Genomic DNA, 14,147 nt, shown 5'->3' on the forward strand with positions numbered 1-14,147 from the left:
TTCCCATGCCTAGTTCATCTCAACGTCATGCCTTTTTTCGCTTGCTGCTGGTCGGCCTGTTTGCCTGTTTGCTGACACCTTTGGCCAGTGCAGACGAAGCCAAGCGCCTGTGCATCGGCATCACCCTGCACCCTTATTACAGTTACGTGGCCAACATCGTCGGCGACAAGGCCGAAGTGGTGCCACTGATCCCGGCCGGTTTCAACCCGCATGCCTATGAACCTCGGGCCGAAGACATCAAACGCATCAGCGGTCTGGACGTGATCGTGCTTAACGGCGTGGGCCATGACGACTTCGCCGATCGCATGATCGCCGCCAGCGAAACCCCGAACATCAAGGTGATCGAAGCCAACGAAAACGTGCCCCTGCTGGCCGCCACCGGCGTCGCTGCCCGGGGTGCCGGCAAGGTCGTCAACCCGCACACGTTCCTGTCGATCAGCGCCTCCATTGCCCAGGTCAACAACATCGCCCGGGAACTGGGCAAGCTTGACCCGAGCAACGCCAAAACCTACACCCAGAACGCCCGCGCCTACGGCAAACGCCTGCGGCAGATGCGCGCCGATGCCCTGGCAAAACTGACCCAGGCGCCGAACGCGGAGTTGCGCGTGGCCACGGTGCATGCCGCCTACGACTATTTGCTGCGCGAGTTTGGCCTGGAAGTGACTGCCGTGGTCGAGCCGGCCCACGGTATCGAACCGAGCCCCAGCCAGCTGAAAAAGACCATCGATCAACTGCGGGAACTGGACGTGAAAGTGATCTTCTCGGAGATGGATTTCCCGTCCACCTACGTCGAGACCATCCAGCGTGAATCCGGGGTGAAGCTCTATCCGCTGTCGCACATTTCCTATGGCGAATACACCGCCGACAAGTACGAAAAAGAAATGACCGGCAACCTCAACACCGTGGTCCGGGCGATTCAGGAGTCCGGCGCATGACCGCTAAAGAAACCATCAGCCAGACCATCCCCGAATCCCCTGTGGGAGCGAGCCTGCTCGCGAAAGCGTCCAGTCAGTCAACATCATCGTTAAATGACACACCGTATTCGTCGGATCGCCGCCCGGAAACAGGCTCGCTCCCACAGGTTTCGGGACCAACGCTGGATTTCGCCGAGGTCAGCCTCACGCTGGGCCGCACGACGATCCTCGACAAGGTGACCTTTCAGGTCCGGCCCGGCAGCGTGCATGCACTGGTCGGCCCTAACGGTGGCGGCAAGAGTTCGCTGATCAAAACCCTGCTCGGGCAAATGCCGCATCAGGGTCACCTGAGCCTGCAATGGCCTGGCGAACCGGGGACCATCGGCTACGTGCCTCAGGCGCTGGAATTCGATCGCGGTTTACCGATGACTGTCGATGACTTCATGGCCGCCATGTGCCAGCGGCGCCCGGCGTTCCTCGGGTTGAGCAAACATTACGCGGCGGCCATCGGCGAAGCACTGGAACGGGTCGGCATGCAGGACAAGCGCAAGCGGCGCATGGGCGCGCTCTCCGGCGGTGAACGCCAACGCGTTTTGTTGGCCCAGGGACTGATTCCGGCGCCACAGCTGCTGGTGCTCGACGAACCGATGTCGGCCCTTGATGAGGCCGGTATTCAAGTGTTCGAACGGCTGCTGGGTGACTGGCGCCAGAGTGGCATCACCGTGCTGTGGATCGAGCATGATCTGGAAGCGGTCGGGCGACTGGCGGACCGGGTCACCGGCCTCAATCGCCGGGTACTGTTCGATGCCACACCGAAACAGGCACTGACCCCGGAGCGACTGCTGACCTTGTTCTCGACCCATCCCCGGAGCGCTGCCTGATGAGTTACGAAGCCTTTCGTTTGATGGTCCAGGGTTGGGCCTCGTCGGGTTACCTGCCGGAAGCGCTGGCCTATGGATTTGTGGTCAATGCCCTGCTCGCCGGGCTGCTGATCGGCCCGGTGTTGGGCGGTTTGGGTACGCTGGTGGTGGTCAAGCGTTTCGCATTTTTCTCCGAAGCGGTGGGTCACGCGGCGCTGACCGGCGTGGCCATCGGCATTCTGCTCGGCGAGCCCTACACCGGGCCTTATGGAAGCCTGTTCGGTTACTGCCTGCTGTTCGGCATTTTGCTCAACTACCTGCGCAATCGTACCGGGCTGGCGCCAGATACTTTGATCGGTGTGTTCCTTTCTGTGTCGTTGGCCTTGGGTGCCAGCCTGTTGTTGATTCTGGCGGGCAAGATCAACGTACACATTCTGGAAAACGTGCTGTTCGGTTCGGTGCTGACGGTCAACGGCAATGACCTGCTGGTGTTGGCCATCGTTGGTTCGCTGGTGATGGCGCTGGCTCTGCCGCTGTACAACCGCATCATGCTCGCCAGTTTCAATCCGCAACTGGCGGCGGTACGCGGTGTGGCGGTGAAGACCCTGGATTACCTGTTCGTGATTCTGGTGACCCTGATCACGGTGGCGGCGGTGAAAGTCATCGGGGCGATTCTGGTCGGCGCCCTATTGGTAATTCCAGCAGCGGCCGCGCGCTTGCTCAGCCAGTCGTTGAAGGGTTTCTTCTGGTGTTCGGTGCTGATTGCCACGGTGAGCACGCTGTGCGGAATTCTCGCGCCGATTGTCTTTGACCTGCCTATCCCGTCCGGTGCCGCGATCATTCTGGTGGCCGGTATCGCCTTCGCCCTGGCCGCGATTGCTCGCGGCATCGTTCCAAGTCTGAAAGGGAACCTCGGATAAATGTCTTTTTCTCTGCGTCAACTGAGTCTGGCATTAACCTTCACATTGCCCCTCTGCGGCTTGGTCAATACCCCACTGTTCGCGGCTGACAGCGCCAAGCCGTTACGAGTGCTGGCGTCCTTGCCGATCACTTATGGTTTGGGCGAAGTTCTGCTCAAAGGCACCGATGTCAATCTTGAGCGTGCCGCACCGGCCAATCTGCCTGGCAGCCGGCAGACCGCTTACTTCACAGGCCGCGGCGCTCCAGCACTGAATAAGCTGGCGATCGACGCCGATGCGGTCATCGGCCTGCGCTCGCTATGGCCGGACGATCCGCTGTACCCGAACGCCCGTCGCAGCAATATCCGCATCATTGAAATCGACGCCGCCCGCCCAGTGGACGGCGCCCTGCCCGGCATCGCCGTGCAGCCCGGCAATAAGGTCGACGGTTTGAACAGTCAGCCTTGGTTGGCCAGCAACAACATGGGCCGGATGGCGGATGTCATGGCGGCAGACCTGGTGCGCCTGGCGCCAGCGGCCAAACCGAAGATCGACGCCAACCTGGCAACGCTCAAACAGCGCCTGCTCAAACTCAGCGCTGACAGTGAGTCACGCTTGGCCAATGCCGACAACCTGAGTGTGATGAGCCTGAGCGATCATTTCGGCTATCTGATAGGAGGCCTTAATCTGGAGCTGATTGGCCTTGATGCACGATCGGATGCCGAGTGGACACCGGAGGCGCTCAAGCAATTGGGCGCGACGCTCAAGGACAATGATGTGGCGGTGGTGTTGCATCATCGCCAGCCGTCGGACGCGGTGAAAGCGGTAATTGCCGAGGCTGGTAGTCGGCTGGTGGTGTTGAGTGTCGATGCGGTGGATCCGGTGGCCGAGCTTGAGGGAAATGTGGACTTGGTAATCAGGGGGTTGAGCGGGGTGTAACGTCAGTTGGACCGCGTTATCGTTCATCGCGGGCAAGCCCGCTCCCACAGGGATTTTTGGTGTTCACTCTATTTATGCAACAACACCAATCCACTGTGGGAGCGGGCTTGCCCGCGATGACGGTCTGACAGGCGACACAAACCTCCAGGCCTGATAAAGCCCGCTGACCGTCACTGGTTCAGCGGGCTTTTCGTTCCCACGCGCCGCAAAGGAATGCAGCCAGAGACGCTCCGCGTCTCACTTGACAGCTCAGTGAGCCACAGCCGCCTGTTCTTCCATTTTCTGGCGCAGGCTCAGTGGACGCATGTCGGTCCAGACCTCTTCGATGTAGGCCAGGCATTCCTTTTTCAGGCCACTCTTGCCCACGGTGCGCCAGCCTTGTGGCACGGCTTTGTAGTCAGGCCAGATCGAGTATTGCTCTTCGTGGTTGACCACGACCTGAAAGAGGATGTCCTCGCGGTCGAATACTGACGTCATGCTGTCTCTCCATCGCTGTAGGGTGGGCTGCGCGGCGTGCGCAGCCGTTATGTAGAAGGAACGTTCAAGGCACCAAAAAATTTAGAGACTGGCGATGGCTGCGGCCATGGCCCTGCCGAAAATGTCGGCAACCCGATCGATTTCTGTGGCAGTGATCACCAGCGGCGGCAGGAAACGCACGACACCGCCGTGACGCCCGCCCAGCTCGAGGATCAACCCACGCTTGAGGCATTCACGCTGCACCAGCGGCGCCAGACGACCGAATATCGGTGCATGACCTTGGGCGTCCGGTGTGCCGGTCGGATCAACCAATTCGACGCCCAGCATCAAACCACGTCCACGAATGTCGCCCAGTTGCGGGAAATCCCGTTGCAGGATGTGCAGGTGTTCACTCAAGCGTTCGCCCATGGCGGCGGCGTGCTCGCAAACCTTGTGCTCTGTCAGGTAGCGCATCACCGCAGAGCCTGCGGCCATCGCCATCTGATTACCGCGGAAGGTCCCGGCATGGGCGCCCGGCAGCCAGGTGTCGAGCCAGTCGCGATAGACCACCACCGCCAGCGGCAGGCTGCCGCCGATGGCTTTGGACAGCACCACCACGTCGGGAATGATCCCGGCGTGCTCGAAGGCGAACATCTTGCCGGTGCGGGCAAAACCGCTCTGGATTTCATCGACGATCAGCGCTACGCCGGCCTTCTCGGTGATGCGGCGCAAACCGCGCAGCCAGTCGAGATCGGCCGGAATCACCCCGCCCTCGCCCTGCACCGCTTCGACGATCACGGCAGCGGGCAATTGCACCCCCGCCTCGGGATCATTCAGCAGGTTTTCCAGGTAATTGAGGTTGACCTGCACGCCCTGCGCGCCGCCGAGCCCGAACGGGCAACGGTAATCGTAGGGATACGGCATGAACTGCACGCCACTGCTGAGCAACGCGCCCAACGGCTTTTTCGGTCCCAGACTGCCCATCAGGCTCAGCGCGCCCTGGCTCATGCCGTGGTAACCGCCCTGGAACGACAACACGGTGCTGCGCCCGGTGGCGGTGCGCACCAGCTTCAGCGCGGCTTCGACCGCATCGGTACCGGTGGGGCCGCAGAACTGGATCTTCGCTTCAGCGGCCAATGCCGGCGGCAGCAGACCGAACAGGTCCTGGACAAACTGATCCTTGACCGGCGTGGTCAGGTCGAGTGTGTGCAGCGGCAGTTCATCGGCCAGCACTTGCTGGATCGCTTCGATCACCGCTGGATGGTTGTGCCCCAGGGCCAGAGTCCCCGCACCGGCCAGGCAATCGATGAAACTGCGGCCTTCGACGTCTTCGACATAAATGCCCTTGGCACGCTTGAGTGCCAGGGGAATGCGCCGCGGGTAGCTGCGAGCATTCGATTCCTGCTGGCTCTGACGGGCCAGCAATGGCGATTCGCTGAACTGATAAAGCGTCTCGGCAGGCGTCGAGACGATCCGGGCCGGCTGATCTTCGATAAGGCTGGTAGCGACTGACATCTCTCGATCCCTCAATACGCTGGTGATAGTGACCAAAACTGCACACCGGGCAGGTGCGCGTTCCAGTCACGGGGCGCACTTGCAGGTTTTCCTGTTCTGGAAACGCATCAGGACCTCAAGGATTTAGACCCTCGATCAGCTTTCTATGAAGGTGGCGACAGCGCCTTGTGCATGGGGATGGCGTGGAGTCCCGCCACGGTGAAGGTTTCAGCGCAAGCCCGGTAACCCAGACGATGGTAAAACGCCTCGCCGGTACGGGTGCTGTTGAGCCGCGCGTGAGGTAAACCCTGAGCGATCAACCAGGTTTCGAGATCGTGCACCAGCGCTTGTCCGGCGCCTCGCCGAAACCATTCCGGCTGCACGTAACAAAACGCGACCTTGCCGCTGATTGCCGCCATGGCCACACCGATCGGTTTGTCCTGCAACAGGGCGATGTTCAGGTACAACCGCGAGTCGGCCAGCCAGGGTTGCACGTGTTCGATGGTTTTGTTGTGAGTCCAGGTGGCGACGGTTCGCGGATCGTTGCGGTGGTCGAGCGCGCAGCCGACGCGAATGGAGCGCTCGACGATCCGGCTAATGATCCCGGCGTCGGCAGGCGTTGCCTTGCAGATGTGTATCGATGCATCCATGGCGCTGTTACCTCAATCCATTGAGTCAAAGCTGCCGGGGACGATAGCGCTGTGGGGGCCGGGTGGCTAATGGAGAGACGTTACATTTGGTGTGCAACACAGAACAAATGTGGGAACAACTGTCTTGGTTTATCTGGGAAACCGAGTCGCCACTATCGCGAGCAGGCTCGCTCCCACAGTGGTTTTGTGTTGATCACGGAACCTATGGCTACCCCGATCAAAATGTGGGAGCGAGCCTGCTCGCGATGGTGGCGACACATTCAACAATGATGTGACTGACAGTCCGCTCCCAAACCATCACACCGGCTGCAACGGCATCGTCAATTCAACCCGCAAGCCATCCGGCCGGCTGTCGAAATGCAGGGTGCAGCCGCAGCGCTGGACGATGGCCTGGACAATCGCCAGGCCGAGGCCGCAACCGGTGCTCTGGCCGTTGCGCCAGAAGCGTTGGGTCAGGTGTTGCAGGTCATCTTCGGCAATCCCCGGGCCGTGGTCGCGGACCAAAAAACGCACGCGATTGTTGGTGGTTTCCAGGCTCAGTTCCACCGCCCCTTCGCCCGGGGTATGGCGCAAGGCGTTGTCGAGCAAGTTGCGCAATGCGGCAATCGATAACACCGCGGGCATTTGCAGCGGCGCATCGGAGAATGTGCTCGGCAACTGAAATTTGATCCGCTGACGATCACCGCTGGCCGCATCCTGAATCGCCAGTTTCGCCACCTGCTCGGCGCTGCACTGCACGCCATCATCGAACGACAGACTGCCCTCGACGCGCGCCAGCAGCAGCAATTGTTCAAGCGTGCGATGCAACCGGTCAGCGCCCTCTTCAGCCCGCGCCAGGGACTGATCCCGGGCGCTGCCTTCGGTCATGCGCGCCACTTGCAGGTGGGTTTTGATCGCGGTCAGCGGGCTGCGCAACTCGTGTGCGGCATCACCGGTCAGGCGCCGTTCGCGCTCGATGGTCTTGCCGATGCGCTGGAACAACTGATTCTGGGTTTCCAGCAGCGGCTGCAGTTCGCTGGGCAACGGCTGGATTTGCAACGGTTCCAGAGAATCGGCACTGCGCCGCATCAGCGCATCGCGCATACGATTGAGCGGTGCCAATCCCTGACCGATGCCGAGCCACAACAGGCACAGGCAACCAAGCAGCGCCACGCCGACCGGCACCGAGGCCGCCAGCAGAATGGACATGTTCAGTGCTTCGCGCTCGATCTGTCGGTCGGCAGTGGTAATGCGCACATCACCGCGCGCCAGGGTGAAGCTGCGCCAGGGTGCGCCGTCGATCATTTGATCGTGGAAGCCCATTTTTTCGGCTTCCAGGGTTTGTTCGGGGCTGCTGTGGCTGCGGGCCAGGATTTCGCCGCGCAATGAACTGACCTGACAGGCCATGCCGCCAGGGATGCTCAGCTGCTCTGCACTGAAATGAGTGCCCTCGCCCTTGCTTGGCAACGCTGGCAGCTGCTCCAGCAGCCCGGCCACCATCCGCGCCGACGCCACCAGCCGCTGGTCGAGGGAAAACATCATCTGGTTGCGCAGATCACTGAGCATCCAGGCGGCGGCCAGGGCCCAGATCAGCGCGAACGCGGCGCCGAGGGTCAGGCTCAGGCGCAAACGCAGGCTCATCACTTCGATTGTTCTCCGCCATCGGCCGGCCCCAGGCGATAGCCCAGGCCACGCACCGTCTCGACGATACCGTTGCCGAGTTTGCGCCGCAGGTGATGGATATGGACGTTCAGGGCGTTGCTTTCCAGCTCGTCGTTGAAACCGTAGACGCTGTCCTTCAGTTGCTCGGTGGACAGTACCCGGCCGCGATTGTGCAGCAAGGCTTGCAACAGCGATTGCTCACGGCGCGACAAATCCACCGATTGGCCTCCGAGCAGGGTTTCGCGGCTGCTCGGGTCGTAGGTCAAACGACCGTGTTCAATCAGGTTGACGCTGCGCCCCGCCACTCGTCGCAACAAGGTGTGCAGGCGCGCAGCCAGTTCGCGCAGGTCGAACGGTTTGAGCAGATAGTCGTCGGCGCCCGCTTGCAGGCCGTCTACCCGGTCGGTGACCGAATCCCGCGCGGTGAGAATCAGCACCGGGATTTCCAGGCCATGGTGACGCAACTGCTGCAATAACTTCAGGCCATCTTCATCGGGCAGGCCGAGGTCCAACACCATGACGTCGAATTCGGCGACCTTGAGCATCGCCCGAGCCTTTGATGCGGTGGCGACGTGCTCGACGGTCAGGCCTTGAGCGGTCAACCCGGCAACGATGCCGCTGGCGATCAGCTCATCGTCTTCACAAACCAGTACGTGCATGGGAGCTCCGTGAGCAAAAAAGGCGAGTCAAACAGAGATGGATTAAGCCGCAATTATGGCAAGGCCCATCACCGACGAGAAGCAGGGCCTTGTGCTGCGCTATCGCACCAGCGTATCAGATGGGTATTTGATAATCGCCTCGTCATTTGAGCGCTTTGCTTAGTGGGTATAAAGATTCCGGTTTCAAACCGAAACAAACACCCCCATAAAAATCGTACAAAACAGCATTACATCGCGATAACCTAAACCCGAAACCACAAACACTTCAAAACAGCCATTCAATTATTGAACACACGTTTCACCTGACTGAAAGGAATCAGATCATGTCTACACTTAATAACGTTGTTGCTGTCGATTGGCGTGCAGGAGCAGATAAAATTTTTTTCTTCTTCAAAGACACCAATCAATATTCCCGATTTGATATCGCTGAAAACAAGGTCGAAGAAGGATATCCCACCGATATAACATCCAGTAATTGGGGAAGCTTTCACGCTCACGTCAAGAATCTGCGCTTTGGATTCACCTCCAGTGCACTGGGTGGTACCCGGGGAGAGGGGGATGACATTCTATGGCTATTCTATTATGCTGGCGACACTCCAATGGTCTGTAAGTACGATCAGGACCTTGACAAGGTAACTGGAAATTATCGCCTTGAAAATTCGCTATGGCACTCATTACTTCCTTACTTTGATCGTATCGTTGCCGGTACGTGGTGGGAAACTTTTGGATTAAAGTCCGTCTTCAAATTCCTGACAAACGATGGCTACTACATCACTTTCAATTACGGAACAAAGAAAATAACCTACGACCCCATAACACCAAGCTCTTGGCCTGGACTGGATCGTTATAAACATCGGATCATAACAGCCGTGCAAAACGACGCCCCGCTTATCGACACTTATTACTACATCTTTCTGACCAACAATGAATACATCCGATATAACCAAAAAGATAACAGGGCAGAAACCGGTCCGAAAAAAGTCGATGACGACTCTTGGCCAGGGCTGTTGAGAGACTGAGTATTCACCGAGGTGCGGTGCGGCGCCCCGGCACCGCACCTCGCCCTTCTCGATAGTTCAGCCCCCCCTGTTCCTGTCAGGGCAAGCCCCATGGACACGGTTAATCATCGGTTAATCGACGCCCGCCACTGTGCACCTCACTTGCACAGGGATAAGGCTTACCCATGCGTCAATTGTTTTTATTCTTTGTTCTGTTGATCTCGGGTGTGGCCCAGGCGGGAACGAATCCGTTCGAAACCAAACCCGATTTTCTCCCGGTGGAAAAAGCGTTCATCTTCACCTCCGAACGCCTTGAATCCGGGGAAACCCAGCTCTATTGGCAAATTGCCGACAACTATTATCTGTATCAGAAACGCCTGAAATTCGACGGTCTGGCCCCGGAGCAGGTGCCAGCGCTGCCCGAGGGCGAGTCCCACAGCGACGAATTCTTCGGCGAACAGCAGGTCTATCGCCAGGGCCTGGAGCTGAAGATTCCGGCCGGAGCCACTGGTCAGATCAAAGTTGGCTTCCAGGGCTGCGCCGATGCCGGTTTGTGTTATCCGCCGCAAACTCAAGTGGTCGACCTTGGCGCAAGTAACGTCCTTACCGCATTTAATGAAGAAGCGCCCGACCAGGCCTTGGCCAGCGGCCTTCAGCAACGGGCGCTGGGCTGGAGCCTGCTGGTGTTCTTCGGCCTGGGGCTGCTGTTGGCGTTCACGCCTTGTTCGTTGCCGATGCTGCCGATTCTGGCGGGTTTGATCGTTGGCAGCGGTGCCACGCCCAAACGCGGTTTTACCCTGGCCGGCAGTTACGTGACCAGCATGGCGCTGGTGTATGCGGCGATGGGCGTTCTGGCTGCGCTGCTTGGCGCGAACCTTCAAGCGCTGCTGCAGAATCCATGGCTGTTGGGCAGCTTTGCAGCGGTGTTCGTGCTGCTGGCCTTGCCGATGTTCGGTTTCTTTGAGCTGCAGTTGCCGGTGGCCGTGCGAGATCGGCTCGAGCATGTTTCGCGCAATCAGCGCGGTGGCAGCCTGATCGGTGCCGGTGTACTCGGGGCTTTGTCCGGCCTGCTGGTCGGTCCGTGCATGACCGCACCGCTGGCGGGGGCCTTGCTCTATATCGCCCAGAGCGGCAATGCGCTGCACGGCGGGCTGATTCTGTTCGCCATGGGCATCGGCATCGGTGTGCCGCTGTTGCTGCTGGTGACTGTCGGCAATCGCTTCCTGCCCAAACCGGGTGCGTGGATGAACCTGCTCAAAGGCGTGTTCGGTTTCCTCTTCCTCGCCACCGCGCTGCTGATGCTGCGCCCGGTGCTGGATGAATCATTGTGGCTCGGTCTGTGTGGCACCTTGTTGCTGATCGCCGCCTACAGCGCGTGGAAGCAGTCGCAAGGATTTGGCCGAGTTGCCCACCTGTTCGGCGCCAGTTCACTGCTGTTGGGACTGTGGGGCAGCCTGCTGGTGGTCGGTGCGGCGGGCGGCAGTGACGATCCGTATCAGCCGTTGCAGGTGTACAGCGCCGGCCGTACCGGCGCTGCCGCGCCGAGCGCGCATGAGGCATTCACCACGGTCAAGGAGCCCGCCGTCCTGCAACGCGAACTCGATGCGGCCAAGGCCCAGGGGCAATGGGTGCTGCTGGACTACTACGCCGACTGGTGTGTGTCGTGCAAAGTCATGGAAAAACAGGTCTTCGGCAAACCGCAGGTCCTGGAAGCGCTCAGTGATGTGCGCTTGCTACGGCTGGACGTCACCGCCGACAATGCCGCCAGCCGTGAACTGCTCAGCCGTTATAAAGTGCCGGGGCCGCCAAGCCTGTTGTGGATCGCCCCCGACGGCGAAGAGCGCCGCAGCCAGCGCATCACCGGTGAGGTCGATGCCGGCACCTTCCTGCAACGCTGGACCACCACCCGAGACGCTCGTTAATGCTGACTTTTACCCTCGGCACCTTTGCCATCGCGCTTAATCACCTGCTGCTGATCAGTGCCCTGGCGCTGGCGACCTTGGTCGGCTGGCGGGTGGCCAAGCGTGGTGGCGAGAACCCGGAGTCGGTGCTGTTCAGCCTGTTCCTGCTGGGCATGCTGGCGGCCCGGGTCGGTTTCGTGATCGCCTACTGGGCGCAGTATCGGCACGATCCATGGCAGATCATCGACCTGCGCGACGGTGGTTTTCTCGCCTGGCCCGGGGTGGTCGTGTTGGTGCTCGCCGCCTTGTATCGAGGCTGGCGTCGCCCGGTCCTGCGCCGGCCGTTGGGCTTTGGCGTGGTCAGTGGTCTGGCGTTCTGGTTGCTGGCGACATTCTCTCTGAGTATTTACGAACAAGGCACGCGCCTGCCGCAGATCACCCTGCGCAATGCCGCCGGCCAAACCATACCGCTCAGCGACTACCAGGGCGGGCCGCTGGTCATCAATCTTTGGGCCACTTGGTGCCCACCGTGCCGCCGGGAAATGCCGGTGCTGGAAAACGCCCAGCAACAGCGTCCGGACCTGACCTTCCTGTTCGTCAACCAGGCCGAAAGCATGCAGAGCGTCAGCACCTTTCTCGAAACCCAGGGCCTGAGCCTGGCTAACGTGTTGTTCGATGGCAGCGGTCGATTGGGTCAGGCCGTGGGCTCCATGGCATTGCCGACTACGCTGTTCTATAGCCCCGACGGGCACCTGCTGGGCAGCCATCTGGGCGAGCTCTCCGAAGCCAGCCTGGCCCGCGCCCTGGAAAACTTCGACACCCCGAACCCGGCCACCTCGGCCACGCCTTCAAGGAAATTGCCATGCTCCGCCTCCGCCACCTGCTGACCTTGACCCTGGGTGCCGCCCTGCTGCACTTGCCGTCGGTACAGGCCGAAGAATTGCCTGAAGCGATCAAGAAGATCGAAGCCAAGGGCGCGAAAATCGTCGGCCAGTTCGACGCCCCCGACGGCCTGCGCGGTTACGCGGCGCAATACCAGAACCGCGGCATGGCGCTCTACCTGACCCCGGACGGCAAACATGTACTGCTAGGCAACCTGTATGACGCCGAAGGCAATGACCTGAGCAGCGCGCCGTTACAGAAACTGGTCTACGCGCCAATGGCCAAGGAAGTCTGGGGCAAGATGGAGGCGAGCAACTGGATCGGTGACGGCAACAAGGACGCACCGCGAATCGTCTATCTGTTCAGCGACCCGAATTGCCCGTACTGCAACATGTTCTGGGAACAGGCGCGGCCGTGGGTCAAGGCCGGCAAGGTGCAGTTGCGGCACATCATGGTCGGCATCATTCGCGAAGACAGCCCGGGCAAATCCGCCGCGCTGCTGGCCGCCAAGGACCCGCAAAAAGCCTTGGAAGAGCACGAGAAATCCGGCAAGAGCAGTTCGCTCAAGGCCTTGAAAGACGTGCCACCGGCGATTCAGGCGAAGTACGCGGCGAACATGAAGTTGATGGAAGACCTGGAGTTGGCCGCCACCCCGGCGATTTTCTACATGGACGACAAGGGCCAGCTGCAACAACAGCAAGGCGCGCCGACGCCGGATAAATTGGTGAAGATTCTGGGGCCTAAGTAAGTAGTTCGGTCGTCGGATTTGTGGTGACAGCAGCAACGCCATCGCGGGCAAGCCCGCTCCCACAGGGTTATTCGACCTCCTGTGGGAGCGGGCTTGCCCGCGATGGCGTCTATATGACCTACTAATTTCTCAGGGCTAGAAATGCCAGCAAAGCCTCAGTCACGAACTGCGGGTTCTCCAGATTGGAGATATGCCCCGCCTCCGGCACCAGCACATACCGGCAACCAATCAACTCGGCCATTTCTTTGGTTTCCGACGGCGGCCGCGGTTTGTCCTGATCGCCGCACATCAACAGCGTGGTGTCAGGATTCAACTCGGATAACCGCGGCAGCAAATCATCACGACCAAAGGTAATCCGCCCCATCGGCACGATGCTTTGACGCAGACGGTCGGCCGGCAGCGCAGCCAGTTTTGCGCGGAAATCCTGATACAGCGCCGACTGCGGATCGATGCCCGGACGGAAGAATATCGGCACCACAATATCGAGCAGTTGCGGCGAGATTACACCGCTGTCTTCGATCTGCTTGAACAGCGAGAAATAGTATTGACGAGTCGGTTCAGGTTCGACGCCGACATAGGCGTCCATCAGCACCAGACCGTTGAGCCGTTGCGGTGCCGACAGCGCCAGTCGAACGCCCCACATGCCACCCACCGAAAGACCGACCAGCGTGACGCGATCGATGTCCAGGTGATCGAGCAATGCCAGTGCCTGGCGCGCCACGTCATCCAGCGACGTCATGCACTCGGGCATCCGCCCGGATTCGCCATGCCCCCACAGGTCCAGGGCGATGACCCGATAATGCCGCGACAGCGCCGCAATCTGTGGCGCCCACATGGCCTGGTCCCACAGGTAACTGCCAGCCAGCAGTACCGCTGGGCCTGTGCCTTGATCTATGTAGTGAAGCGCTTGTCCATCAACCGTTACGAAGGGCATTGACTATCTCCCTGGTGAAGTTGGATCCATTAAAAAACAAGGGAAGACTGAGCCGGTGGGGAGCGGCAGTCAACCCGGAGCTTTGTGGTGTCTGCCCTGGCCCTTTCGCGAGCAAGCCCGCTCCCACACTGGGCCTGTGTTCGCAGGACTCATGTGGGAGCGGGCTTGCTCG

14 protein-coding genes are annotated in these 14,147 nt (G+C 60.2%); 8 read left to right on the plus strand and 6 right to left on the minus strand.

Annotated elements, in window-relative coordinates; genetic code table 11:
• The first annotated feature begins 5 nt into the window (after window positions 1-5).
• Genes ACZ3HH_RS27600 through ACZ3HH_RS27615 form a run of 4 tightly spaced genes read left to right on the plus strand, consistent with a single transcriptional unit; the run spans window position 6 to window position 3,612 of the window.
• Complete coding sequence (locus ACZ3HH_RS27600; RefSeq protein WP_465809445.1) at window positions 6-935, plus strand: metal ABC transporter substrate-binding protein; 930 nt, start codon at window positions 6-8, stop codon at window positions 933-935.
• Complete coding sequence (locus ACZ3HH_RS27605; RefSeq protein ID WP_465809447.1) at window positions 932-1,795, plus strand: metal ABC transporter ATP-binding protein; 864 nt, start codon at window positions 932-934, stop codon at window positions 1,793-1,795. The genes ACZ3HH_RS27600 and ACZ3HH_RS27605 overlap by 4 nt, the downstream gene beginning before the upstream one ends.
• Window positions 1,795-2,694, plus strand: a complete 900-nt coding sequence (locus tag ACZ3HH_RS27610) for a metal ABC transporter permease (RefSeq protein ID WP_007906536.1) — start codon at window positions 1,795-1,797, stop codon at window positions 2,692-2,694. The genes ACZ3HH_RS27605 and ACZ3HH_RS27610 overlap by 1 nt, the downstream gene beginning before the upstream one ends.
• Window positions 2,695-3,612, plus strand: coding sequence for a metal ABC transporter substrate-binding protein (locus ACZ3HH_RS27615; RefSeq protein ID WP_465809449.1), 918 nt, complete (start codon window positions 2,695-2,697; stop codon window positions 3,610-3,612).
• 249 nt (window positions 3,613-3,861) lie between these two features.
• Here ACZ3HH_RS27615 and ACZ3HH_RS27620 read toward each other — a convergent pair whose 3' ends face one another.
• From ACZ3HH_RS27620 to ACZ3HH_RS27640, 5 genes are all read right to left on the minus strand, one after another.
• A complete protein-coding gene (locus ACZ3HH_RS27620) occupies window positions 3,862-4,089 on the minus strand; it encodes an MbtH family protein (RefSeq protein ID WP_007934245.1) in 228 nt (75 codons plus the stop codon).
• Window positions 4,090-4,170: 81 nt separating this feature from the next.
• Entirely contained in the window at window positions 4,171-5,583 is a 1,413-nt protein-coding gene (locus ACZ3HH_RS27625; RefSeq protein WP_465809452.1) for a diaminobutyrate--2-oxoglutarate transaminase, read from the minus strand.
• A gap of 143 nt (window positions 5,584-5,726) precedes the next feature.
• Complete coding sequence (locus tag ACZ3HH_RS27630; RefSeq protein ID WP_008075586.1) at window positions 5,727-6,212, minus strand: GNAT family N-acetyltransferase; 486 nt, start codon at window positions 6,210-6,212, stop codon at window positions 5,727-5,729.
• 297 nt (window positions 6,213-6,509) lie between these two features.
• Window positions 6,510-7,835: an ATP-binding protein gene (locus ACZ3HH_RS27635; RefSeq protein WP_465809454.1), complete on the minus strand. Its 1,326-nt coding sequence runs from the start codon at window positions 7,833-7,835 to the stop codon at window positions 6,510-6,512.
• Window positions 7,832-8,512 (minus strand): response regulator, encoded by a 681-nt coding sequence (locus ACZ3HH_RS27640; RefSeq protein WP_030132275.1) that lies wholly within the window; start codon window positions 8,510-8,512, stop codon window positions 7,832-7,834. Before ACZ3HH_RS27640 ends, ACZ3HH_RS27635 begins: the two co-directional genes overlap by 4 nt.
• Before the next feature lie 323 nt (window positions 8,513-8,835).
• Between ACZ3HH_RS27640 and ACZ3HH_RS27645 the strand changes: the two genes are divergently transcribed.
• The 4 genes from ACZ3HH_RS27645 to dsbG all read left to right on the plus strand — a co-directional run bounded on the left by ACZ3HH_RS27645 (window position 8,836) and on the right by dsbG (window position 13,041).
• Window positions 8,836-9,531 carry a hypothetical protein gene (locus ACZ3HH_RS27645; RefSeq protein WP_465809457.1) on the plus strand — a complete coding sequence of 232 codons (696 nt, stop codon included), beginning with the start codon at window positions 8,836-8,838 and terminating at the stop codon, window positions 9,529-9,531.
• Between the two features lie 164 nt (window positions 9,532-9,695).
• A complete protein-coding gene (dsbD, locus tag ACZ3HH_RS27650) occupies window positions 9,696-11,432 on the plus strand; it encodes a protein-disulfide reductase DsbD (RefSeq protein WP_465809459.1) in 1,737 nt (578 codons plus the stop codon).
• The gene (locus ACZ3HH_RS27655; RefSeq protein ID WP_465809461.1) at window positions 11,432-12,298 is read left to right on the plus strand and encodes a TlpA family protein disulfide reductase; all 867 of its coding nucleotides are present in this window, start codon (window positions 11,432-11,434) and stop codon (window positions 12,296-12,298) included. Before dsbD ends, ACZ3HH_RS27655 begins: the two co-directional genes overlap by 1 nt.
• Window positions 12,274-13,041 (plus strand): thiol:disulfide interchange protein DsbG, encoded by a 768-nt coding sequence (gene dsbG, locus ACZ3HH_RS27660; protein ID WP_465809463.1) that lies wholly within the window; start codon window positions 12,274-12,276, stop codon window positions 13,039-13,041. Before ACZ3HH_RS27655 ends, dsbG begins: the two co-directional genes overlap by 25 nt.
• A 121-nt stretch (window positions 13,042-13,162) precedes the next feature.
• On the opposite strand, the gene ACZ3HH_RS27665 is transcribed toward dsbG, so the two are convergent.
• Window positions 13,163-13,975 carry an alpha/beta fold hydrolase gene (locus ACZ3HH_RS27665; RefSeq protein ID WP_465809465.1) on the minus strand — a complete coding sequence of 271 codons (813 nt, stop codon included), beginning with the start codon at window positions 13,973-13,975 and terminating at the stop codon, window positions 13,163-13,165.
• Window positions 13,976-14,147 lie beyond the last annotated feature (172 nt).

Source organism: Pseudomonas sp. PME37.24/025 (genome assembly GCF_055556615.1).